Source organism: Paracoccus alkanivorans, assembly GCF_003697785.1.
In the GTDB taxonomy this organism is placed as follows: Bacteria; Pseudomonadota; Alphaproteobacteria; order Rhodobacterales; family Rhodobacteraceae; genus Paracoccus; species Paracoccus alkanivorans.
In genome coordinates, this window is record NZ_QOKZ01000003.1 from 189908 (window position 1) to 214722 (window position 24815).

The 24815-nt window shown below is 61.1% G+C and carries 16 protein-coding genes; 9 read left to right on the forward strand and 7 right to left on the reverse strand.

Annotated features, from left to right (window positions below; genetic code table 11):
- The first annotated feature begins 31 nt into the window (after positions 1–31).
- From rnpA to C9E81_RS09215, 9 genes are all read left to right on the forward strand, one after another.
- Complete coding sequence (rnpA, locus tag C9E81_RS09175) at positions 32–457, forward strand: ribonuclease P protein component (protein ID WP_122112024.1); 426 nt, start codon at positions 32–34, stop codon at positions 455–457.
- A complete protein-coding gene (yidD, locus tag C9E81_RS09180) occupies positions 454–708 on the forward strand; it encodes a membrane protein insertion efficiency factor YidD (RefSeq protein WP_122112025.1) in 255 nt (84 codons plus the stop codon). The genes rnpA and yidD overlap by 4 nt, the downstream gene beginning before the upstream one ends.
- A 25-nt stretch (positions 709–733) precedes the next feature.
- A complete protein-coding gene (gene ttcA, locus C9E81_RS09185; protein ID WP_122112405.1) occupies positions 734–1609 on the forward strand; it encodes a tRNA 2-thiocytidine(32) synthetase TtcA in 876 nt (291 codons plus the stop codon).
- A gap of 61 nt (positions 1610–1670) precedes the next feature.
- Positions 1671–2972: an EAL domain-containing protein gene (locus C9E81_RS09190; RefSeq protein ID WP_122112026.1), complete on the forward strand. Its 1302-nt coding sequence runs from the start codon at positions 1671–1673 to the stop codon at positions 2970–2972.
- 178 nt (positions 2973–3150) lie between these two features.
- Positions 3151–5004, forward strand: a complete 1854-nt coding sequence (gene yidC, locus C9E81_RS09195; RefSeq protein ID WP_122112027.1) for a membrane protein insertase YidC — start codon at positions 3151–3153, stop codon at positions 5002–5004.
- The gene (locus C9E81_RS09200; RefSeq protein WP_122112028.1) at positions 5001–5762 is read left to right on the forward strand and encodes an MOSC domain-containing protein; all 762 of its coding nucleotides are present in this window, start codon (positions 5001–5003) and stop codon (positions 5760–5762) included. Before yidC ends, C9E81_RS09200 begins: the two co-directional genes overlap by 4 nt.
- Positions 5759–6409, forward strand: a complete 651-nt coding sequence (yihA, locus tag C9E81_RS09205) for a ribosome biogenesis GTP-binding protein YihA/YsxC (protein WP_122112029.1) — start codon at positions 5759–5761, stop codon at positions 6407–6409. Before C9E81_RS09200 ends, yihA begins: the two co-directional genes overlap by 4 nt.
- A 63-nt stretch (positions 6410–6472) precedes the next feature.
- Positions 6473–7372 (forward strand): acetylglutamate kinase, encoded by a 900-nt coding sequence (gene argB / locus C9E81_RS09210; protein WP_122112406.1) that lies wholly within the window; start codon positions 6473–6475, stop codon positions 7370–7372.
- Between the two features lie 106 nt (positions 7373–7478).
- Positions 7479–7997 (forward strand): SixA phosphatase family protein, encoded by a 519-nt coding sequence (locus C9E81_RS09215; RefSeq protein ID WP_122112030.1) that lies wholly within the window; start codon positions 7479–7481, stop codon positions 7995–7997.
- A 5-nt stretch (positions 7998–8002) separates the two neighbouring features.
- Here the strand turns inward: C9E81_RS09215 and C9E81_RS09220 are convergent, their stop codons facing one another.
- The 7 genes from C9E81_RS09220 to C9E81_RS09250 all read right to left on the reverse strand — a co-directional run bounded on the left by C9E81_RS09220 (position 8003) and on the right by C9E81_RS09250 (position 24648).
- Entirely contained in the window at positions 8003–9961 is a 1959-nt protein-coding gene (locus C9E81_RS09220; protein WP_166461865.1) for a serine/threonine-protein kinase, read from the reverse strand.
- Positions 9962–10091: 130 nt separating this feature from the next.
- Positions 10092–10856: a PP2C family protein-serine/threonine phosphatase gene (locus C9E81_RS09225; RefSeq protein ID WP_122112032.1), complete on the reverse strand. Its 765-nt coding sequence runs from the start codon at positions 10854–10856 to the stop codon at positions 10092–10094.
- Complete coding sequence (gene tagF / locus C9E81_RS09230; RefSeq protein ID WP_122112033.1) at positions 10853–11548, reverse strand: type VI secretion system-associated protein TagF; 696 nt, start codon at positions 11546–11548, stop codon at positions 10853–10855. The genes C9E81_RS09225 and tagF overlap by 4 nt, the downstream gene beginning before the upstream one ends.
- The gene (gene tssM, locus C9E81_RS09235) at positions 11527–15168 is read right to left on the reverse strand and encodes a type VI secretion system membrane subunit TssM (RefSeq protein WP_122112034.1); all 3642 of its coding nucleotides are present in this window, start codon (positions 15166–15168) and stop codon (positions 11527–11529) included. Before tssM ends, tagF begins: the two co-directional genes overlap by 22 nt.
- The gene (gene tssL, locus C9E81_RS09240) at positions 15165–16862 is read right to left on the reverse strand and encodes a type VI secretion system protein TssL, long form (protein ID WP_122112035.1); all 1698 of its coding nucleotides are present in this window, start codon (positions 16860–16862) and stop codon (positions 15165–15167) included. The genes tssM and tssL overlap by 4 nt, the downstream gene beginning before the upstream one ends.
- Positions 16862–18196, reverse strand: a complete 1335-nt coding sequence (gene tssK / locus C9E81_RS09245; RefSeq protein WP_122112036.1) for a type VI secretion system baseplate subunit TssK — start codon at positions 18194–18196, stop codon at positions 16862–16864. The genes tssL and tssK overlap by 1 nt, the downstream gene beginning before the upstream one ends.
- Positions 18197–18312: 116 nt before the next feature.
- Positions 18313–24648 carry a hypothetical protein gene (locus tag C9E81_RS09250; RefSeq protein ID WP_147457581.1) on the reverse strand — a complete coding sequence of 2112 codons (6336 nt, stop codon included), beginning with the start codon at positions 24646–24648 and terminating at the stop codon, positions 18313–18315.
- Between the last annotated feature and the right edge of the window lie 167 nt (positions 24649–24815).

Consider the following 24815-nt stretch of genomic DNA (forward strand, 5'->3'; position numbering starts at 1 on the left):
GGAGCCTCTCCACCGGTGAAAGGCTTTGGACATGCCGCCCCTGCCCCATCTCTGTGCTGAAACCCGGCCACAGGATGACGGCGTGGCGGTTTTTCGCGTGTCTCACGCACCGCATAGCGGCAAAAAATCGCCCGAAATCCTGAGAAAGCGCGCGGATTTCCTGGCCGCTTCCAAAGCGCGCCGTCAAGGCATGCCGGGATTGCTGCTGCAGGCCCGGGACCGCGGAGACGAAGCACCGGCGCGTGTCGGCTTCACCTGCTCCAAAAAGATCGGCAATGCCGTCATGCGCAACCGGGCCAAGCGTCGGTTGCGCGAAGTCGCCCGGCTACGGCTGTTCGATGCCGCGAAACCGGGATGGGATTACGTGCTGGTCGGCCGCCCCGGCGCAACCGTCAGCCGCGAATTCGACGCCCTTTGCGACGATCTGTCACATGCGCTGCGCAAGGTGCATCGATGAGTCCGCTTGCGCATCTGCTTGCGTTACCTGTCCGGGCCTATCGGTTGGTAGCTTCGCCCTGGGTCGGGCATGGTTGCCGCTTTCAGCCCAGCTGTTCAGCTTATGCGCTTGAGGCCCTGCGGCGTCACGGGGCGTTCCGCGGCGGTTGGCTGACGCTGCGGCGCATCGCCCGATGCCACCCCTGGGGCGGGCATGGCTTCGATCCGGTTCCGGGATGTCCGGACCATCAAGATGATCATCGACATGGATGACAGGCTGCTTGGGAAAGGTTCTGCAATGCTGGACGACAGCGATGACACGGAAATTCATCCACTTTTCGCGGGCGCGCCTTCTTCGACCGAGTTCCGGAAACTTCGCAAGCGCCTGGTTCGCGAAACCCGCAATGCCATCGAAGATTACGGTATGCTGCGCTCCGGCGATCGCTGGCTGGTCTGCCTTTCGGGCGGCAAGGACAGCTATACCCTACTGGCGGTCCTGCACGAGTTGAAATGGCGTGGGCTGCTGCCGGTCGACCTGCTGGCATGCAATCTCGACCAGGGGCAGCCCGGTTTTCCGGCGACGGTCCTGCCCGAATTCCTCTCCAGCCGCGGTGTCGAACACCGGATCGAATATCAGGACACCTATTCCATCGTCACCGAAAAAGTGCCACAGGGCCGCACCTATTGCGCGCTGTGCTCGCGCTTGCGGCGCGGTAATCTTTACCGGATCGCGCGGGAAGAGGGTTGTTCTGCCGTGGTCCTGGGACATCATCGCGACGACATTCTGGAAACCTTCTTCATGAACCTGTTTCACGGCGGGCGGCTGGCCACCATGCCGCCCAAGCTACTGAACGAAGATGGAGATTTGACCGTCCTTCGCCCGCTCGCCTATGTGGCCGAGGCTGATTGCGACCGTTTTGCAAGCGCGATGAACTATCCGATCATTCCCTGCGACCTCTGCGGTAGCCAGGAAGGGCTGCAGCGTGTCCAGGTCAAGAAGCTGCTGGATGAATGGGAGTCGCGGACACCGGGCCGCCGTCAGGTCATGTTCCGCGCGTTGGCGAATGTGCGGCCCTCGCATATGCTGGATCCGAAGTTATTCGATTTCGCGTCGCTCTTTCCGGATAAGCCGGAAACAGGCGCGGATCACCCGCCCGGCAATCGAACGCATTAACCGAAAGACAAGTTTTCGTCTCTAAGACCGGCTCCCGTTAACTCTGAAAGGAGCCGGTATATTGGTACGTTTTCTCAGCGCAGTATGGAGCGGGCTGTCCCGCTTCACCGCACGATTCGGAATCAGTCGAGGATCCAGCCGCCTTGTCCTGCTTCTGCGCCTCGAAAACATGCCTGTCCTGACCGATCACCTGGAGCGGGCGGGGATGTCGTATCTGCTGGAACAGATAACCATTAATCTCCGCGAGGCGCTGCGACCGCAAGACCGGGTGGAAGTCGTGGCTCCGGGCCTGTTCGCAATAACGCTGCACTGCCGCTCGCGCACGGTCGCCAAGGCTGTCGCCAAGCGTGTGCAACAGCATGGTCAGCAGGGTCTGGCAGCGAAAGGGCAAACCATCAAGCCGGTGCTGACAGGCTTGTTGATGGCCTGCCCGCAACCCGCGCTGATCTGCAAGGCGAAATTGCTTGGATACGGCCGAAAGCAACTGGAAAACGCCGGGCCGGAGGAACTGGGCAGGGTCATCATGATTGAAACGCCTCTCGACCGCCTGACCAGCGACATGCCTATTACCGTCGCTGATGCCGTGAAGGTGGGACAGATAATTGCCTATTTTCAACCGAAAGTCTGCTGCAATTCAGGGCGCGTGACAGGCTTCGAGGCGCTTGCCAGATGGCGGCACCCGACACAGGGGATCCTGTCGCCGGCAAGCTTCATGCCGGGAATGACAGTGACCGATCACCGCGCCCTGACGGCAACCATGCTGCAGCATGTGTTGGATGCGCTGGTATTCTGGGACGAATCCGGCCTTCATGTGGAAACGGTCTCACTGAACATCTCGAATGTCGAGCTGGGCGATCCACGATTCTCCCAAACGATCCTGCAAGAGCTGAAAAAGCGCAAGATCGCGCCGCACAGGCTTGTTCTGGAGCTTCTGGAAAGCATGTGGCCGTTCAACAGCGATCCGATCCCGCACAGGAATCTGAAACATCTGCTGGAGGCGGGATGCCGGCTGGATCTGGATGATTTCGGAACAGGCTATGCCAGCCTGGACGCGATTCGCACTTTCGGCGTGCATCGCATCAAGATCGATCGAACCTATGTCACCGGCTGCGATGTCGATGCCAACCAGCAGCGCATGGTGTCGGCGATCCTGGCAATGGCCGAGCAGTTAGGGGTGGGAACCGTCGCCGAAGGGGTCGAGACGCGGCAGGAGCATGCCTATCTGGCACAGCTTGGCTGTGACGAAGTTCAGGGCTACGCCATCGCTAGGCCCATGCCCCTTGAACAAACTCCGGAATTCCTGACCCGGCATAATGATCGGATAGATTCCCTGCCCGGCATCGCATCGGGAATTTTCTGTTGACGCCATATTCTTTCCGTTCGCAGGCGGGTTTCGTCCCGCTCGCCGGAACTTGATCGCCAAAGCAGGAAATTTTGCAGGTTTTATTGGGTCGCGAAAGGTAAAACAGGCAAATCCGCTTGACCTTTGATGGCCCCTTCTGTTGAACCGGCGCGACTGACGCGATCACGGTGGTAACGGAATGCAAGACAATAACCGCAATCTGATCCTGGCGACGGTTCTGTCGTTTCTGGTGATCCTGATCTGGTACACCGTCTTTGCGCCCGAGCCGCCGGTCCAGCAGCAGCCCCAGCAGCCGGTTGCCGAACAGAATACCGACGGCTCTCCTGCTGCCCCGGCCGCTCCGGCAACCGGGAATGCGGGCACCGCCGATCTCGGCGAAGATGTCGATGCTCCGAAAGCGGGGCGTGTCATGATCGACTCTCCCTCGCTGGAAGGGTCGCTTTCCCTGGCTGGCGGACGGGTCGATGACCTGTCGCTGAAGAAATACCAGGAGACACTGGATCAAGGCGCGCCGGATGTGCGGCTGCTGTCCCCCTCCTCCGCGACGACAGATGCCTCCATCGATACGACCGGATCGAAACCTTATTACGCCGTGTATGGCTGGACCCCGGGCCCCGGCGTCGATCCTTCGCTTGTGCCCACTCCGGCGACCGTCTGGAACGTCGAATCCGGCGATACCCTTGCCCCCGGCAAACCGGTCACCCTGGCCTGGGACAATGGCGCCGGCCAGGTTTTCCGACGCACGTTCGAACTCGACGAGAATTATCTCTTCACCGTTACGCAAAGCATCCGGAATAACGGCGACGCCGCGTTCAGTGCCGCCCCCTATGGCATCATCGCCCGGCATGGAAAGCCCGATACCACGAATTTCTTCATCCTGCATGAAGGCACCGTCGGGATGCAGGACGGCAAGCTGGTCGAAATGGATTACGACGATATGACCGAACTGGATCCGGTCGAGCGCGAAGGGCGCGCCGATATCGTCCCGGTCGAGGAGAATGGCTGGATCGGCTTTACCGACAAATACTGGATGACGACTCTGGCTCCGGCACCCGGTCAGGCATTCACCTCGGTCGTCAAATATGCCGAGAGCGCCGACATCTACCAGACCGAGGCCCGTTACCCGATGCAGACGGTGCAGCCCGGTGCCGAATCGTCGGCGCAAAGCTACCTGTTCGCCGGGGCGAAGGTCTGGGAAGTCATCAAGGGCTACCAGGAAACGCCGGGTATCGATCGCTTCGTCGATTCCATCGATTGGGGCTGGTTCTACTTCCTGACCAAGCCGATCTTCCAGCTTCTGCACTGGCTGAACGGCCATATCGGCAATATGGGCTGGTCGATCATCGCGCTGACCTTCATCCTCAAGCTGCTGGTCTTCCCGTTGGCGCGCAAGTCCTACATCTCGATGGCGAAGATGAAGGAACTGCAACCGCAGATGGAGGCAATCAAGGAACGCACCGGCGACGACCGGATGAAGTTCCAGAAAGAGGTCATGGAGCTCTACAAAAGCCAAAAAGTGAACCCGGCTGCGGGTTGCTTGCCGGTGTTGCTGCAGATCCCGATCTTCTTCTCGCTCTACAAGGTGATCTTCGTCACCATCGAACTGCGTCACGCGCCCTGGCTCGGCTGGATCCGCGATCTCTCAGCACCCGACCCCTCCAGCCTGTTGAACCTGTTCGGCTTGCTGCCTTATGCCGCTCCGGCGCAAGGAACGATGCTGCATTCGATATCGCTGCCGGTACTGGCAATCCTGTTGGGTATCAGTATGTGGGTGCAGCAGAAACTGAACCCGGCACCGACCGATCCGGCGCAGAAGATGATCTTTGCCTGGATGCCTTGGGTCTTCATGTTCATGCTGGGGGGCTTTGCCTCGGGCTTGGTGCTGTACTGGATCACCAACAACACCATCACCATCCTGCAGCAATACACGATCATGTCGATGCACGGGCACCGGCCCGATCTGTTCGGCAATATCAAGTCCTCGTTGCCCAAACGTCCGCGCGGGGCCTCGAAAGACGGTAACGGCAAGTGACGGCGCATCTGGCCCATATCCGCCGCCATCCGATCAAGTCGATCGGCGGAGAGGGGCTGGACGGTATCCGCCTGCAGGCTGCCCGCCGCTTGCCCGGAGACCGCGAATGGGCGGTTCTGACCGAGGCGGGAGAGCGTAATGCCCGCGGCAGCGAGACCGATGGCGAGCCGGATCGTTGGCTGCCGAAGTCCTGTTTTCTTCGCGGTGTCGTCTCGGCCCCGCTGCAGGCGATCAGCGGCGGCTGGCAGGGTAACCGCATCAGGTTGCGCCAGCCCACGCGCCCGGATCTGGCCTTTGATCCGGAAACCGAAGCCGAACTTCTGATCGACTGGCTGCGGCCGCTTTGGCCCGCCGGCGCGCCTGCGCCCACACGGCTGGTCAGGGGCGCTGCGATCTGGACCGATGTCAAATGGCCGTGGATCTCGATCCTGTCAATGGACAGCCTCGCCGAACTGGAAGCACAAACCGGCAAATCCCTGGGTATCGAGCGGTGGCGCGGCAATCTGTGGATCGAAGGATGGGAGCCATTTGCCGAGCGTGAGATGATCGGTCAGGTCATCCGCATCGGTGATACCGAGTTGCGTGTCACCGATCAGATCGGCCGCTGTCAGGCGACCAGTGCCGACACACGCACCGGCGAACGCGATCTCGACATGATCGAAGCACTGGAGCGGCTGTATGGCGCGACCAATTTCGGCATCTATGCCGAGGTCGTGACCGGCGGTGACATCGCCGCCGGAGACGGAGTCAGCGGATGAAAGTCGCCTTTCCGGTCGCTCCGGATCCAGAACCCGAGCAGGCCGAGATCGCCCGACTGCTGTTTGCCGGTCCGGTCGAGTTCCTGAAAGGCGTCGTCGCGATGGACGGCCTGCCCCCTGCTGACCGGCCCGAGATCTGCTTTGCCGGGCGCAGCAATGTCGGCAAGTCCAGCCTGATCAATGCGCTGACCGGGCGCAAGGGCCTGGCGCGCGCCTCGAATACGCCGGGCCGGACGCAAGAGATCAATTACTTCACCCTTGGCGATCACAGCTATCTGGTGGATCTGCCGGGCTACGGTTTTGCCAAGGCGCCCGTCGCGATCGTCGCCAAGTGGCAGGCACTGCTGAAATCCTATCTTGCGGGGCGCCCGACCCTGCGCCGGGCGTTTTGCCTGATCGATTCGCGCCACGGCATCAAGCCGGTGGATCACGAGATCATGACGCTCCTCGACCGCTCGGCCGTGCCTTTCCAGGTCGTGCTGACCAAGGCCGACAAGCTGGGGCCGAATGCGATCAAACCGGTGCTGGAACAGGTCGAAACCGAGTTGCAAAAGCATCCCGCCGCCTTTCCGCAGCTTGTCGTGACCTCGTCGGACAAGGGACAGGGCATCGCCGCGCTGCGCGCGATCATCGCGGCTCTGGACTGATCGCGCAGCCCGCCTTAGGGTCGCCTGCATCGGACAGGGACCCCAAGGATGAGAAAGCAGAAGATGAACCGGGACTGGATCGCCACCGCTCGCACCCTATCGGAAGCCCTGCCCTACCTGCAGCGCTATTCGGGTGCGGTCGTCGTGGTCAAGTTCGGCGGCAACGCCATGGGCGACGACAAGGCGATGGAAGATTTCGCCCGCGACATCGTTCTGATGAAGCAGGTCGGCATGAACCCGATCATCTGCCATGGCGGTGGCCCGATGATCAATGATCTTCTGGGCAAGCTGGGTATCGAAAGCCGCTTTGTCCGTGGCAAGCGCGTCACCACCAAGGAAACCGTCGAAGTGGTCGAGATGGTTCTGTCGGGCCTTGTCAACAAGCGCATCGTGCAGGCGATCAACGACGCCGGTGGCCGGGCGGTCGGCATTTCGGGCAAGGATGACGACATGATGGTCTGCGAGGCGGACGATCCCGAACTGGGCTTTGTCGGCCGTCCGGTCGAGATGAACGTGCAGATCATCCGCGACCTCTATACTGCGGGAATGATCCCTGTCATCGCCCCGGTCGCCACCGGGATGGAAGATAACGAGACTTTCAACGTCAATGGCGACACGGCGGCCGGCGCTATCGCAGGAGCGCTCAAGGCCGATCGGCTGCTATTGCTGACCGACGTGGCGGGCGTCAAGGATTCCTCTGGTGAGGTTGTCACGCAATTGACCCCCGAGCAGGTTCACGAGATGATCGCCGACGGTCAGATCGCCGGCGGCATGATTCCCAAGACAGAGACCGCATTGAAGGCGATCGAGGAAGGCGTGCGCGCCGTGGTGATTCTCGACGGACGCGTGCCCAACGCCTGCCTGCTGGAACTGTTCACCGAACATGGCGCTGGCAGCCTGATCCGCTCTACCGAGCCGAGGGTGAAGCCGCGTGGGTTGCGACAGGGCGAAACCGGTCTGTGAAATCGGGCACCCCGCAGGCGCGAGGTTACCCAGAGTGCTTGCCCGAATGGCAAAAGCTGTGGCAGGCTGCCTGAACGATTGGCATGGCATATGAGGCAGTTCCCCCATGACTCCGCTTGGATATCGAAGACTGATCCTGACCCGCCACGCCAAATCGGCCTGGGATGACCCCACGCTTGCCGATCATGACCGGCCGCTGAACGATCGGGGTCGCCGCTCGGCGCTGGCCTTGGGCGATTGGCTGGCCAGCCGGGGTTACGAGCCGGAAGAGGTTCTGTGCTCTTCGGCCTTGCGAACCCGCGAGACATGGGAAGTCGTCGAAAAGGCCACGCTGGAGGTCCGTCCCCTGGTCCGGATGGAGCCCGGCCTGTACCATGCCAGCCCCGAGAAGATGATGACCATCCTGCGCACCGCAAGCCATCAGACCGTGATGATGCTTGGCCATAATCCCGGAATCTCGGAATTCGCGGCCATGTTGCCTGCGCGCGCCCCGCTTGAACCAGAGTTCCGCCGGTATCCCACCGCAGCGACGCTGGTCGTCGACTTTCAGATCGACAGCTGGTCAGAGGTTGCCCCGGGACAAGGCAGCGTGATGGATTTCGTGCGCTTTAACGGTCGGCGCTGATCCGGTTATTGATCACCCTCTGCCACCTTGGCCCGCAGTGCCAGGACACCGGCAGCCGGGTTTTCGCCATTCGCACGCAATTCGTCCAGAACGCGCGGCAACAGCTCTGCCGCGGGTGCGCCGGAAGGGGCCGCGGCAACAGCCGTTACCGGTTTTTCGGTCGTCAGCGCAACCAGCAGAAACGGCGCGACATCAGCGGTGCCGCCTGTCGACGCCGAAGAGATGCCGACGCCAAAGCGACGGCCATCCGGCGTTTCCGTGCCTTGTGCGGTCAGGTCATAGACCCCGCCATCTTGCGATACGAGGAACAGCCACAGGTTGCGTCCTGTATCCCATTTCACCTCGCCTATCAGCCTGAAGCCGGATTCGGCGGAAGTGATGCTGGCGGTCAGTTGTGGCGGAGCTGCAGGGCGACCGGAAACCTCACGCAGAAAATTCAGCGCAGGACAATGAGCGGCCACGACGCGTGTTTCGACCGTGGCGGGGCGCACGCCGAATGACGTTTCATAGGCATCCATCAGTTCCGTGGGTGCAAAATTCGTTCCACTCAGGACCGAGATCATTCCAGCATTCGGCCCGGACGCAATCCGGTCCGCAAAGCTGCAATCGGGCATCGGCTGGCTGGCAAGAAATCCCTCGCGGGTCGCGGGGTCACGTGCGACCAGATCGTTCGCTTGCTCGGGTTCGGCCTCTACCACCGGCGGGGTTTCTGTGGATGTGTCGCGCAGTATCCACCATGCCGCTCCGATCGCAAGGGCAGCAACCGCCAAAGCCACGAACAGGGCAAGAACCCAGCCATCTCGCTTCGCTTTGGTGACGGAAGGAGCAAAGGCTTCATGCCCGGCAGCATAGCTGCCCGGGGCCACCGAAAACGGGCTTTCGGAATCCGTCTCGACCGATTCTCCGGACAGGGACGGAAAGCTGCCGCTCATGCCGTCTTCACCATTCCCCGCCTTTGCAGCGGACCATAACGGCAGGCGATATTGCGCGGGCAGCATGGCCGGATCGCCCAGCATGCGCAGCACCGTTCCCATATCCCCGGGGCGCCGCTGCGGATCGGGCTCCAGCATATGCTGAAGCAGTGGAAACAGCCGGTGTGACACACCGGACAGATCCGGGATCGCCTGCCGTGCAGCCGAAGCGGAAACGACCGAGTCGCCCATGTCGAGTGGCGTGCCCCGCGCAACCATGGCCATCAGCAACCCCAGCCCATAGACATCAGTATGGGGTCCAATCTCACCGCCGGCATGCCCCAACTGCTCGGGGGCGATATACTTGAATTTCCCGGCAAACCGCCCCGCCAGCCCATCGCCCAGCTCGGTCGAGCGGGCAATGCCGAAATCGATCAGCACGGCTTCGTCGATGCGGTCGTCCCGCAGGATGACATTGTCGGGTGACAGGTCGCGATGGGTGACACCGCGGGCATGTGCGCGGTCCAGCCCCCTGGCAATGCGCCGCATCAGCATGATCGCGGCGTCGTCCGGCAGCGGACCACCTTCCTTCACGCGCGTTCCCAGATGGCGCCCCTCGACGAACTCCATGATCAGGCAATAGCGGCCAAGCCCGGTATCAAGAACAAAGTTGTGATAGCGAACAATGGCTTCGTCCCGAAGCTGCACCAATACCCGCGCTTCGCGCCTGAACAGGTCTAGCACTGCGTCGTCCTGCGCCAGATTGGGAAGGATCACCTTCACGGCGACAGGATCGCCGGTAAAGACGTTCTCGGCGCGATAAACCTCGCCCATGCCTCCCGCGCTGACCAGCGACAGGATGCGATAATTGTTGTTGATCAGCGTGCCCGGCTCGACCAGCCGCACATCTCCGCCCCGCACCTTTGGCTGCTCACCGATCATCGTCGGTTCAACGGCCTGTGAGGGAAGCGAAACCTTTGGTTCGTCCGAGATCACGGTTTTCCGCGGATCGGTATTTGCCGGGGTCTCATGCCCGGATTCTTCCGCAAACACGGTTCGGTCATCCGTGGAAACCGCGCTTGCGGAAGATTCTACCTGTTCCCCGGATTGCTCTGCAGTTCCATCATCCGCCGAGGGAGGGCCCGTCTTGCGGGAAGGATCTTTCTCGATCTCGCTCATCGCGTCACTCGTTCTGGTCCGGCACGACTTCCCGCGCTTCGCAATCCACCACGATCACGCTGACATTGTCCCGAGCACCCCGTTGAAGGGTTGCCGTAATCAATCTTTCGGCCAGCTCGGGCGCGGATCTCGGCTCGCACAGCATGGCTGCCAGTTCGGCGTCATCCAGGTGCTCGGTCAACCCGTCAGAGCACAAGAGCAACCGATCCCCTGGCTTGACGACTCCGCTGACAACCTGCGGGCGCGGCTCGGCACCGATCCCGATGGCACGGGTAATGACATTCCTGCCGGGTGCGACACGCGCTTCGGCCTCGGTCATCACGCCAGAGGCGACCAGTTGGGCGATCTCGCTATGATCCTGCGTCAGCGCCGTCAACGCGCCTTCGCGCAGCAGGTATATCCGGCTGTCGCCCGCCCAGACACAGCTTAGCTCGGCCTCGTGGATCAACAGGGCGGCGATCGTGGTTCCGACGGTTCCCAGATTATTGGCATGTGCATGCTCGGCTATCCGGTGATGTGCGCGGTCAAGCCGCTCCATGACCCTGGCGCGCTGATCCTGCGCACTTACGGAAACCCCCAATGAACCAAGCTCTTCGACGATCAGCGCACTGGCCACATCGCCTGCGGAATGCCCTCCCATCCCGTCTGCGACCGCCCAGAGGCCAAGTTCGGGAAACGTGGCGATACTGTCCTCGTTATGCGATCTGACACAGCCCCTGTCGGTCAACGCTCCGACATGGAATGAGAACATATGGTTTGCCTCGGTCATGCCGCATCCCCCCCTCCGCCTGCCACGCCAGCCTGTTGACCGCCCGCGATCAGCCAGCCGAGTTCGGACAGGCCGGGCCATCCCTGACAGGCCAACACGCCCGAGGGCCGGTCGGCAACCCCCGCAAACCACCAATAACTGCGTGCCGAAACCGCATGCGCATGATCCGCGCCTCGAAGATTGCCCAGCAAGGATGCCGGGTCCAGTTGCGGATTAAGCGCCCAGAATGTCGGCCATGCGACAGCTTCGGAGGTCGCAGCAGGCAGCTCTGCCCACAGCTTTTCGGCGGCTGTGCGGGGTTCGAATGCCTCGCTGCCCTGCAATGCCGCCAGCTGGCGCATGGCTGCGTCATAGAAATCCTGCGCAGGCTCCATGACAGGCGCCACACCACCCGATTGTGCGACGATCAAAGGGAAACGCCGCCCGGCCCTGTCGCGCGAAGGAACCCAGGCCCCGCGCAGGGCCTCTCCCGCAAGCAGCGCCGGACCTATCCAGAAACACAGGCGGGGAGAACGGTCGAACAGGTCCTGCCATGCCTCACCCGCCCATGAACGCCACTCGCCGAGTGTCGACTGCATCCAGTCTCCCAGGGGCTTCAGCACGGCATCCGGCAGGCCTGCGGCGACGAAATCGCCAAAGCCCCGATGCTTGCCGTAGATACCTGCGGCATTCAGTCGATGCTCTGCGGACATTCAAACTCACGGAGCTCAGGCATGGTGAACGGATTGACCAGCGCGTTGATGGTGAAGTCATAGGTGATGTTGCGCCCATCCAGCATGAAGGTCGCGCGCAGCGTATCGCCCTGCTGCTGCTTGTAGCTGGCGGCGTTCAGAAATTCGATGAAGGTCCAGGAACTGCCTTCGAAGCGCATCACGGAATTGCGCGACAGCGGAGGCGATAATTGCAGCGCGGTCGATTTTCCCGATCCCGGCCAGACGACAGTGCGCGGCAGCGATCCGGTCGCGGTCTGCACCACCGTATCATTGATGGCCAGGGCCGCGCTCTCGACGGTCGGATGAGCATCGACCTGGGCCACCGTGATCTCAACCGAGGGTTCCGTGCCTCCGCCCGCGAAAAAGGCGCGCCGGATCCGCTCGGCCCGCTCGAACTGCTTGAGCGCATTGGCCGAGAGGCGCTTGGTGATCTCCTTGTCCTGGCGCCATGTCAGTCCGTTATCTCCACGTTCGACATAGGGTTCCAGAAATTCGGTGTAATATTTGTCCATCTCGCCCCCCGGCCCGAAGAAACGGGAGAAATTGGCGACTGACAGGCTGCGCGAGGAATCCGCGAACGGATAGGACGAGGCGATCACGTCGCGGCAAAAGAACGTCACCCGGTCCGTCAATTCGCGATTCATCGTCTCGATGCTGGCATCCGAGGCGCCCGAACGGAAATCGCTTTCAGCGCGGCTAACCATCCGGGCAAGTTGCTCGGGAAGCTGAGAATTATACTGGGTCAACGTGTTCAGCAATGTGGGCAGCGCCGCGGCTGCCTGATCGGGATTATGCTCTGCCAGCCGCAGATTTTCCCAGACCGCGCCCATATTGCCCAGAAGCGTGTCGATAGGCCGCTGGCCTGCCTCGCCCTCGACAAGCAATTGCCAGTCCTCGAATGCCTTGGAGATCGCCTCGATCGGCGCGGTCACGCTGTTGCTCTCGCCCGAGTCGCCACCGCCTGCCCGTGTCTGGTTCTTGCCGCCCTGCTGCGCCGCTGCGTCAAGCACGATGCGTTGCACTCCGCTGGAGCGCGACCGGACGCGCGCACCCAGTTGTTCGCCGATAGCCCCGGCGAGACCGCCGCCGCCCTCGGTATTGCCGCCCTCTCCCCCACCGGTCAGGGCCTCGAGATCGGCCCCTTCGAGCTGCTCGTATTCCCGGCTGAGCCGGGTCTCGGTCGCAACCGCCTTGACCAGTTCCAGTATGGGCGAGGCCTGCGCCGAAGCGGCATTTCCAAGCGCGGAATATGCCGGCTTGTCGGCAACCATCGAATTGAGAGTCAGATTGCCCAGAACACCGCTCCAGGCTGCAATGAACTCGGCCCGGTAGCGTTCAAGCAGATCGCGGTCCAATCGCGCCAGACGGGTTTCGATCTCGGCTGAATTGCCCAGATCGCCCAGCACCCACTGATCGCGGCGCAAATCCTCTCCGACGACGGCAAGCTGATCGTAGAAATAGGACCAGAACCCTTCATAAGTATAAAGACCCGGCACGCTCAGTGCCGCCAGATCCTGCCCATCGCGGGTGGTAAAGACCTGCGCGGCAGCATTCCCGCCCGTCGCTTCCTGAAGGTTCCAATCCTTCAGACCGGCCGCGATCGCACCGTCCTTGATCAGCGCGTAGGCCTGTTCGTCCAGCGGCAACTGCGCGATTGCGGCGCGGGCGCGGTCGACCGTGGCCTGATCCAGATCGACCAGCAGGTTACGGCGGTCGTCCAGGGACAGCATGGCGGTCAGATGCGTCTTCAGTTGATCGATCAGTTCCAGCCCGGTGCGGCCCGGATATTCCTGGCGCCACGACTGGTCGAACCAGGCCAGGATCGCGGGGTCGTCGGTGGTCTCGCCCTGCTTGCCGAGCAACAGATATACCTTCAGTGCGCGATAGATCTCGGTCATCTCGCCCGACGCGATGATATCGGGCATCCGGGTTTCCAGATCGAGTATCAGTCGCGGTCTCAGCATCCTCTCCAGCGCCTGAGCATAGCTTTCGGTGGCGACGCGGTTCAGACGGTCGCGCTGGCCAAGGCCGAGCCCTTCCCAGAAACTGGCATCCCGGCTGTCGCCATAACCGGCGGGCATCGAGGACAGGTCGTTGAGCAGCGGCACGACGGGGCGCAGATCGGTATCGTCGATCACATCGCGGGCAAGCTCTTCCTGCGCGGCCAGCGCGTAGGCCTTGGTTTCCGCCTCGGCGGTGCGGACCAGCCGCAGGTTCTTCCAATAGCTGTAGCCCAACGCGGCCATGCCGCTCAGGGTGATCACGGCAATCGCCGACAAGAGCGCGGTGCGAATCGCGAAAGCGCGGCGCACAGCCTTGAGATCGTGCGAAACCCAGCCCTGCTCCGGAAATATTACCCGGCGCAGAAGGTCATGGATGAAAAAGCTCTTTCCCCGCCCGGACATGAAGGCCGATTGAAAACCGATCGGCACGTCCTGCGGCTGCATCGCCCCCAGCACCTGATCGACCGGGGTGCCCTCTTGCGTGCCGGAGGTGAAGTAGAAGCCTCGCAGAATGGCGTTGGTCTTGTAGCGCGTGGGCTCGAAAACCTTGCGCAGGAAGCCCGCGACATTGTCGCGCAATAGCGTCATCTGGCCTGGCAGGCCAAAGATCGCTATGCGCGCCACGCCGTCGGGCTCCTCGGAGAGCCTGTCGATGATCTCGTCCGAGAGCCGTGACACGAGCCTGTCGAACTCGGCTGGCACGGCCTCGTGGGTGATTGCCTTGCGGTCCTTGTTCTGGAAGGTCACACCCCAGACCAGCTTGCGACGGTTCAAGCTGAAGCTGGAGAAATATTCCCGGAATCCCGCGATCAGGTCCGCCTTGGTGAACATTACATAGACCGGGAAGTCGATCTTGAGTTGCTCGTGCAGTTCGGCCAGACGGGCGCGAACGATCTCTGCATGCCGCGCCAGTGACGACGCATCCTCGCGCATCATGTCCTCGACCGAGAAAGACAGGATCACACCATTGATCGGACGGTTCGGGCGTGTCCGTTTCAACAGTTCGAGAAAGGAATCCCAGCTAGCCTTGTCGGCCACGGAATCGCTGTCCTGCGTCGTATAGCGGCCGGCCGTGTCGATCAGCACCGCCTCTTCGGCAAACCAGAAATCCATGTTCCGTGTGCCGCCGAAACCCGACACCGCCTGGTCATGGGCAAGCGGGAAATCCAGCCCGGAATTGGTCAGGGCCGTCGTCTTGCCGGCGCCGGGGGGGCCGATGATGACATACCATGGCAGATCGTAAAGCGAGGACGCGCCGCCGGATTTCTTCAGGACCGCCAGCGCCTCCTGCATCTTTTCCGCAAGGATCTTGCCGTCGCCCTCGGGTTCGGGGGGAACCAATGCCTCTTCGATCTCGCGGGCTGCGCGGACACGGCGGCGCCAGCGGATGAACAGGATCAGGAAGAAGACGAACAGGACCGTGCCGATAATGGCCAGCCGCAGCCAAAGTGTCGCCAGCAGCGCCCATCCCGTCATCGGGCCGCCGATCCAGACGGCGGCGCACAGGGCGACGATGCCAAGGATCGTTACCGTCCAGCGCCACCAGGCATGTTTGCGCCAGCGCGGAAAACGGATGCTGATCCCCAGAAGTCTCAATTCGGCGTCTCCGTTTCGGCGCTTTCTTCCGGCGCGGCTTCCACGCCGCCATCAGGGGGCGCGCCGTCATATGTGCCCTCACGTGCCAGCATGATCTCGACCCGGCGGTTCTCGGACCGTCCTTCGGGTGTCGCGTTGTCGGCGACCGGTTCATCCTCGCCGCGCCCCTCGACCGTCACGCGGTCCGGATCGGACAGCAAAGGGCCAAGCACGCCGGCCACGCTTTCGGCGCGTGCGGTGGATAGCTGATAATTATCCTTGAACCTGCCGCGACCCGACATCGGCACATTGTCGGTATGCCCCTCGATCAGGATCGGCCCGCTTTCACCGTTCAGAACCTCGGCGATACGGCCGGCCAGATCGGCAAAGCCCGGTTTCACCTCGACCGCGCCGGTATCGAATAACTGCAGGTTGCCAACCCGGATGGCGATGTAATCCCCCTTGGCCTCGACCTTGACCAGGCCATCGGAGATCTCGCCCGAAAAGGCCGAGCGGATACGTTCGAGCTGCGGGATCTCGGCCTCGTAAACCGGGGCGGCGGCAGTGCGGTCGACCTGGACGATCGGCACGCCCTGATGCAACCGGCGCATCGCTTCGGCGGCTTCGGCACCGTCTCGGTTGATCAATGTCGCGAAGACCGCGAAAACACCGACCAAGGCCGCAGCAGAAATGCCCACCACCGCCGGGATCGGAATAGCGCCAAAGCGACGGCCCCGCCCCTGCACGACGGGCTCCCACATGACCGAGACATCTTCGGCCGGGCGCGGGTGAACCCGGCGCAGGCTTTCATAAATGGCGCTGCGGATGCGCGATAACTGGGCCGCGCCATTGGGCGCGGTCCGGTACTGACCCTCGAACCCGAGCGACAGGCAGACCAGCATCAATTCCAGCAGGTTATATTGTTGCGCGGGCGCCTGCATCGCCTTTTCGGCCTCCTGAAAGAAGCCGACACCCGAGTCGCGCTTGTGAAAGAACCGCGCCACCATCGAATATTGCTGCCAATCGCCGCGGGCGCTGCCAGGCAGGTTCTGCACTATATCGTCCGCCGTACCCGACAAGGCATATTTCGCCACCAGCGCTTCATGCGGATTCACACCGGCAGCCAGCGCGTTACGCTCGAAACGATCGATCTCGCGGGTCACATGCTCCATCAGCGGAGCAACCTGCAGTTCGACCAAACCCGTCCGCAAGCGGCCCAGCAGGATCAACAGGGTGGCCGCCGAGGCAAGCAACGGGTTTGCCGAGGACGCGGCCCCCAGATCACGAACATTCAGTGCTTCATGCAAGGCAATCCGCGGTGCCTGCCGGACGGGCTGAGCCTGACCAGAGTGGCCGATATCGGGAAAGAACCCGCGTGAATCCGCCCCGGCCGCCCGTCCGATCTGCGACGGATCCGCGCTCGGCGCCGGAGCCGGTGCCGGCCTGCCGATCCAGGTCTGCCCGCTCTGCGACGACCCCCCGAATGGCGATGCGCCCGGCCCGCTTTCAGCGAAAGGCGAAGCCGATCCCGGGGGCTGCTGCCCGAAGGGCGAGGCACCGGGTCCGCCCGGCTGCTGCGGCGCGGGCTTACCCCATGCATCGCTTACCGGCGGCTGCTGGATTCCCGAAGCAGGGGCAGGGCGCTGGCCAAATGGTGTGCCACCGGGCAGAGGCCCGCCGAATATCGTCTTGTCATCGTCGTCATCACCAGCCATCACGACCTCTCGGGAACGGCCCACAGCTCCAGCTTGAGATGCGGCCAGTCACCGGCAAAATGCATCCCGATCGCGGGCGCCGTCGAAAATTCGCGCCACAGGGGGGAGTTCTTTTCAAGCCGGAAATACACATTCGAGGACAACACCCGGATCTGCCTGGGCGGGTTGGGCAGGTGCTGCAGCCCGATGCCCGGCAGGTTGTTGTTCACGATCTCGGACATTCGGGTATTGGGACCGACCTTGCAAAGCTCGGGGAACTGGCGCTGCACCTCGGTCAGGGGCTTGGCACTTTCGACCTCGATCACGAAACTCGCCTCACGGAACAGGTTGCGGTCGCGCACCTCGGCCAAATAGGAATTCTGCCGCACTTCGCGCAGCGGCAATCGGATCGCGCGGCCCACATCGCGCGACAGCAACCGCTGTATATCCGCCACGATCTGCGAGAACGCCTCTTTGGGATCATCGTGATCATATGGGGGATAATCGGGCGCGTGGCGATTGCCGCTGTCGAAAGTCGCCAGTTCCCCGGCCAGCGCAACCAACTCGCGGTAAAGCGACTCGGGATGGACCGAGAATGTCCGCGACATATGCCGCAATACGCCGATCTGGCGGTTCAGCGCCATCAGCATGAGGTAATCGCTGGCCTGCAATCCACCGCCCGCCGAAGGGTCGGTGGCATAGCGTGCAAGACTTTCCAGCCGGGCCTCGATCCAGCCGATCACGCGGGTCAGATAGCCCAGGATCTGCGGATGCGCCCCGATCACCAGAGACGGAGGTGGAAATGTCTCGTCCAGCGTCACCACGCCGTCGCGCACCTCGGTGATCCGCGCAAGACGAAGATTCTGATAACCGGGGCGCGGGGTCTTGCGGATGGCAAGCTCCAGCCGTGGCACGGCCAGTTCCAGCACCTGTTCGGTCCGCATCGGCGAGGCCGAGTCGCTGACGGTTTCGGTCACGATCCCCCAACGCGTTGTCGACCCTTCTTCGTCGTAGGGCGCGGTATCGCGCATGTTCGGCGATCGGTCGGGCAGCGTCAGCCAGACGAACTGCCCCGCCGCATCATCAGGCACCGGCACCGCAACCGGCAACGGAGCGGTATCCGGGGCGTCGAATGGCGTTCCGTCGGGCATGATCCCGGATATCGCGCGCAACGATATCATGCCTTGCTGGGCCTGGTCCCGATCCACGACCAATTCGCCCACGCCCCAGGGATAAGGCGTGATCAGCCGCGTCCGCGCGTGAACCAGATGCTCGTGGTAGCGGTCTGCTTGCTGCAAATGCTGGGGCTGCATGAACAGCCCCTCTTTCCAGGCGACCTTGCTGAACCAGGACATGCGGGTTTGGCCCCCAATCTCTCATCGAATGCGGCAGGATGCCCGAACAGCGCTTCAGCCAGCCGGGCACCGTTTTGGAATGCAGCAAGCCTAAGCATACAGGCCGCTGATGCCAATCAGAATTGCAAACGCAATTGCCCGGTCACGCCCACGCTTTCCAGCCCGTCACCCGTTCGCGCGTCGATCCGGGCACTGGCGCTGATCTGCCGCGGCCGAAGGCCGGGGCCGGGCTGCAGGACCTTGACGTAATTCGCACCGACGCTGATTTCGCCGTAGGTCCCCAGGTTGTCCGACTCCAATCGCTGCGACTCGCCGCTTTGGCTCGTAAATACCGATACGCTCGGATCCGAGAAGTTCTTGTAAACCGTACCGGTCGCGAAAGCGTAAAGGGCCGAATTGTCTTGGGACTGTACGAAGGTTTTCGCGATCGTCGCCCCGGCAAAGCCGATTTGCGCCTCGCTATCCTCGAACTCGATCCGGTCACCGCCCGAAAATTCGATCGAGTCGGTGGACAGCCGCGAATAGGCGAAGCCGACATTCGGCACCACCGACCAGCCTTTATCGCCAATCGGGAAGATATAGCTGAATGAGCCGCTCAGCGTGCTTCCCCTGCTGGAGAAATCATCATCCAACCCCAATCCGCCGCCCGTCACCCCGATATTCTCGATCGTGAAATCGGTATGCTCATAGCGATATTGCAGATCGGCCTGCATCCGGCCCTTCGTCGCGGTGACATATACTCCACCGTAAAGCTGGTCGAATTCGGATTCGTTGCGGCTCGCCAACACCCGGGTGACTTGCTGGGAATTACGCCCGTCAACTGCATAGACCGGCTGAGTCGTATCACCCTGGTTGACCCCCAGAAAGCCACCGAATGCCATGTTCCAGCCACCGTAACGATCATCGAAACATGCAAAGTCCGTTCCGACCTGCATGCCGTAATAGGTCGCCTGGACCGTGCTCTCGATATTGCTGACGCCATTATCCGTGGCCCCGGTCGCTTTCGCATGACCACCGGTGGCGCGGCCCCAGCTACCGACGCCGCAAGGCTTGTCTTCGGCATCAAAGGCCAGGCCGGTCACGAACGGGCTCGTCGGACGGTTGACGACTGCGCCGATCAGGGACTGGGTCAGGGTCACGCTACCGAATATTGCCCCGATCGCCGGGTTGGTCTGGCTGATCATCCTCAGGTCGCCATTAGCACCGTCCTGCTCGACCGAATAGACAATCCGCTCGGAAGCGAGATCCGTGGGATTATAGCTGTAGGTGAAATTGTTCTTCGCCCCCTGGGTTTCGTCCACATCCAGCAGCGTGACATATTCACCGATCCTGACTCCTCCGGGATTGCCCTTATATGCCAGGTCCAAGCTGTAGTTCCCGGTCGCCGCCCCATCTTCGACGACGATCCGGTCGGTCGTGAAATCGCTCAGATTGACATCCAGCGCATAAACTCCGTTCCCGCTCAGCCCACCGGTATGCATCACGTCGTTGGTGCGGCCGTTCTGCAGGCTCAACTTGCCATTATTGGCAATCTGCCCCTCGATCCGGGCATTGTTCCCCGCGGCGAAGTCACCGTTGTTGATCATGTTGCCCTTGACCTGCAGATTATTGCCGGCTGCCATTTCATGGTGATTCACCAGCATTCCGCCGATCCGGGCATTATTACCCGCATCAATGTTTCCGGCATTCGTCAGATTGCCGGAAACGGCGCCGTCAAGCTGCAGCTCCGCATCTTTTTGGACCATGACATTCGAAGCATTGACCCGATCACCGGCACCGATCTCGAAATCATGCCCCAGATGCAGGGTCTTGGCGATACTGGCCCCTTCCCACAGTTCAAGAGTGCCGCCCTGATAATTCAGGTCGCCAGTGATACGCCCTCCGATCTTCGCGTCCCCGGTGGTTGCAAGCGAGCCGTCAAGCGTTCCGGTTTGCTGGTAAACACCGGTATTTTCGACATCGCCGGTCAACGCGCCGGCAATCGTGATTCTTCCGTTGTTCTCCACCCCCGATCCAGTGGTCAGCGTATCTTCGGCATCTATCGAGATCGCGCCTTCATTCATCAGGCTCCCGACCGACAGCGCACCGTCCAGTTCAAGATCTGCCCGGCCCATATGGGTCAATTTTCCGCTGATGGTGCCGGAACCGGCCAGCTTGCCCGAATTCTTCACATCGCCGTCTATCACGCCGCCATTCAGCGTCGTCCTGCCGGAGTTTTCCAATCCGGCCTGTGCCTGCAAGGTTCCGGCAATCTGCAAGGTCCCGTTGTTGCTCACCTCGCCCGTCGAAAGCAGCACATGATCGGCATTTACCCTCGTAATATTCTCATTCACCAGGCCTGCGACCGTGAGATCCCCGATGCTCGCCAGGGTTCCGTGATTCTCGACGGCACCAACTGAACCAGCAAGACGCGCCACGCCATCCGACCTGTTCGTCAAGGAACCGGCAATCACCCCGGAGCCTGTAATCACCGCCGAATTGGTGACATCACCTGTGATCCTGCCGTTGCTGAGCGTCGTCGTGCCGCCGGAATTGGTCAACCCTCCACCAAGCCTGCCCGAAATACGAAGCGCACCCTTGTTCACGATATCCTCGCCAGTCGACGAGTTCAGCGCCCCGGCCACCCGCATATCACCATCCGCGGCATTCGTGATTCTTTCTGCCGTGACCGACGAATCCCCACTGATCACCATATTGCCGGAATTCGAGAGCTTGCCGACATTATCCAGATTGCCCCGCGAGTCCGCGTCTTTCGTCACCTGCAGGTTACCCTTGTTGGTGATATTGAAGCCACCTCCATCGACAGCGGCCGAAATCGTCACATCGCCAAGAGCCGTGTTGTTCAGGGCCCCGTTCAGCACAGCGTCCTTGCTGTAGTTCAGGTCAACACTGTTCTGCACTGCCCCGACCAGTGTAACCCGGTCCACATCGATCTCTGAACCATCATTCAGCACGATCTTTCCTGCGCTGATAGTCAGAGAGCTGTTGTCAGGGGTGGCATCGATTATCCCGTTATTCGTGAAAACGCCCTCGACGGACAGGATCCTGTGTCCTGCACCGGTTACGTCTATCGTGCCGAGATTCTTCAGGTTGTTCTCGATCGTTGAGTTCGAGACAACATTTATCCTTCCGTCCTTGGTGTTGGTGATCTGTCCGGATACCGTGGCATGATCCAGTTCCAGCACACCGTTCCCGTTTTTGAAGGTTTCCGTCGCGAGCTCCCCGCCGGAAACCTTGACCGTGCCCGAATTCTCGACATGTGCAACATCGAGCGAGCCGTCAACCTGAAGCAACGCCCCCGTGTTCTGGATCACTGTCCCATCGATCGAGCTGTTGCTGCCCTTCTCACCGATGATCGTGCCCGAATTCGCGATATCGCCGCCAACAGTTCCACCGGACAGGATCAGCTTCGAATCGGCGCCCTTGTTGTTGATTTTGCCCGATTCCGATGAAAGCTCGCCCGATACCGTGATCGTCCCGCTGTTCTCGACATTCCCGCCGGAGGCCAGCGTATCCGAGCCTTCGATGGTTATGTTACCCTGGTTCCCCAGACTTCCTACCGATAGATCGCCGTCGACATCGAACGAATCTCCCTGGTGGCTCAGATGACCGGAAACCAGGCCCGACGCAGTAAGTGACCCGTGATTGGTTATGCCGCCGGCGACATCGCCCGAGAGGTTCATGTCACCAGTGTTGTTTATATCTCCGGTAATCGAACCTGTTCCGGTCAAGGTTCCAGCGTTTGCCAGCCTGTCAACCGTGATAGACCCGTTATTCATTGACACGAGGCCACCACGATTGTTGGCGAAAACATCGTCGTCGGCGACCAGGTTGCCGGACACCGTCACCTTGCCGCCATCCTCGTTGGTAAACCTGCCTTTGATTCCCTCACCGCCGATCTCGACCGACAGTCGATCCTCGACATTTACAGTCCCGGTGTTCGCGAAGCTGTCCGCGGAAATCTTTCCGTTCCCGCCTTTGACCAGCAAGCTGCCCGCGTTCCGCAGATCCGCCGCAGCGATCGAACCACCGGCCACGGTAACCGATCCGCCAATCTCGTTGACGACGCTGCCCCCGCCTGCGGAAAGGCTGCCGGACACGGTCAACTCACCATCCTGTCCATTGATGAAATAACCGGCGTTCCCGGCAGCATCACTCACGACGTCGAAATCGCCATCAAGATCGATACTGCCGGTATTCGTCGTGCTATGCGCGGCAATCACCCCGCCTGACAGTGTTACTTCGCCCCAATTCTGCAGATCCGCCGCGGTGATCGAACCCGAAACATCCATTTCGCCGGTATTGTTTATATCTCCGGTAATCGAACCTGTTCCTGTCAGGGTTCCAGCATTTACCAAACTATCAACCGTGATAGACCCGCTATCCAGCGACACGAGGCCACGACGATTATTGGCGAAAACATCGTCGTCGGCGACCAGGCTGCCGGACACCGTCACCTCGCCGCCATCCTCGTTGGTAAACCTGCCTTTGATTCCCTCACCGCCGATCTCGACCGACAGTCGATCCTCGACATTTACAGTTCCGGTGTTCGCGAAGCTGTCCGCGGAAATCTTTCCATTCCCGCCTTTGACCAGCAAGCTGCCCGCGTTCCGCAGATCCGCCGCAGCGATCGAACCACCGGCCACGGTAACCGATCCGCCAATCTCGTTAACGACGCTACCCCCGTCTGCGGAAAGGCTGCCGGATACGGTCAACTTACCATCTTGTCCATTGATGAAGCCTCCGGCGCTCCCGGCAGCATCACTCACGACGTCGAAATCGCCATCAAGATCGATACTGCCGGTATTCGTCGTGCTATGTGCGGAAAGCTTGCCGTCAAGATCAATCGTGCCGGTGTTGTCCAGGGTTTGCGTCACAACCGTCCCGACCTTGCCATCGGCCAGATCGATTGACAGTTCGCCCCGGTTCTGCAGATCCGCCGCACTCACCGAGCCACCGGCCACGACAATCGTTCCACGAGCACCGTTGACAACACTGCCCCCGTCTGCGGCAAGGCTGCCGGACACGGTCACCTTGCCGTCTATTCCATTGGTGAAATAACCGGCGTTCCCGGCAACATCGCTCACGACCTCAAAATCGCCATCAAGATCGATACTGCCGGTATTCGTCGTGCCATGTGCGGTAAGCTTGCCGTCAAGATCAATCGTGCCGGTGTTGTCCAGGGTTTGCGTCACAACCGTCCCGACCTTGCCGTCGGTAACCCCGATCGTCAGCCTGCCCGAATTCGTCAGCCGGGCAACATTCCGGATCTTCCCGCCTCTCACAACACCATCTGCGGCGAGTTGCGGTTTTACCGCCATCTCGCCAGTGTTGTGGACATCATTGCCGTTCGCATTCACGGTTGACGAGATGATCAGACTGCCTTGACCATCTCTCGCATTCAGATTGGACAGGCTTCCCTGCAGCGTCGCGTTGCTGACATATTCCAGATCGCCCTTGTTCGTTATGTTCCCGAACAGGGCAATGTTATCAAGCTTGAGATTGGAATCTCCTCCAAGGATGATTTCATCCGCCGAGATGTCCAGACTACTGCCCGGATAGACGACTCTTATTTCGCCGTTATTGATGAAACGGCCGGGAAGATCGGAGCCTGCCTCTGCCTTGACATTCAGAACTGCCTGGCTGCGTCTTGTGCGAACCTCGATCAAACCTTTATTCTTGAGCTCACCGTTTACGGTGACATTTGCATTCCCGATCCTGATCGTACCGGCTTCCGAGTCCTCTCCATCACTGGCCCGGTTGACCACCCTACCGTTCAGCGTGGCGCCATCGAACAACCTCATCACCCCGCCTGCATGATTGTCAATGGTCCCGGCAGCCTTGAGAGTTCCAGACAGATCCAAGTCGCCCTCGTTATTGAACCTGCTGACCGACAGGACACCACTGGTCACATTCGTGTTGCCGTAGTTGTCCAGATTTCGCGTAATCACTGCACCAGTCGTGTCGATGGTCCCGTGGTTCTCGACACTGCCGTCATGAGTCCCGTCAAGGGTAGTGTTGCCCCAATTGGTCAACTCGCCGGTTGTCGTGCCGGAGATCTGGAATTTCGCGCCCTCATTGATGGTGACCCTGTCCAGCAATCCTACCGTCTCGCCACCGTCCGAGATCGTGGAATCGCCGGTATATCTTACCAGGTTCTTTTCATCGTCATCAAAAATGCCGCCGCCGCCGATTGTCACGTCACCGGCCAGCGCCGAGCCAATGGTCAGGGTTTCACCTTCCTCGCTGGCATCGTTGTTGATGAGCAGCCCGTTATCATTCGACTCGATTACGCCTCCGTTGAGAACATAGGTCCCCGAATCCAGGCGAATCTCATCCGGCGAGATCGTATCTTCATCATCAAGCCTGAGCCTGACCCGTTTCCCGTCCTTACCGGTTGTCAGGATGGCAACGGCCCCTTCCTCCGGCAATGCTCGCAACTTTCCAGTCAACGGTCTACGCCAGATTTCGTCATCCGACGACCACGAGCCCGACTCGGGCTCCAGTTCGCCTCTCGGCCCAGCGGTATTATCCAGATAATAGTCCCAAGCATGCCCGGCGGAGGGGGAAATGATCGTCCCAATGCCTATCAACGCTGTCGAAAGCAGCAATTGAGAAC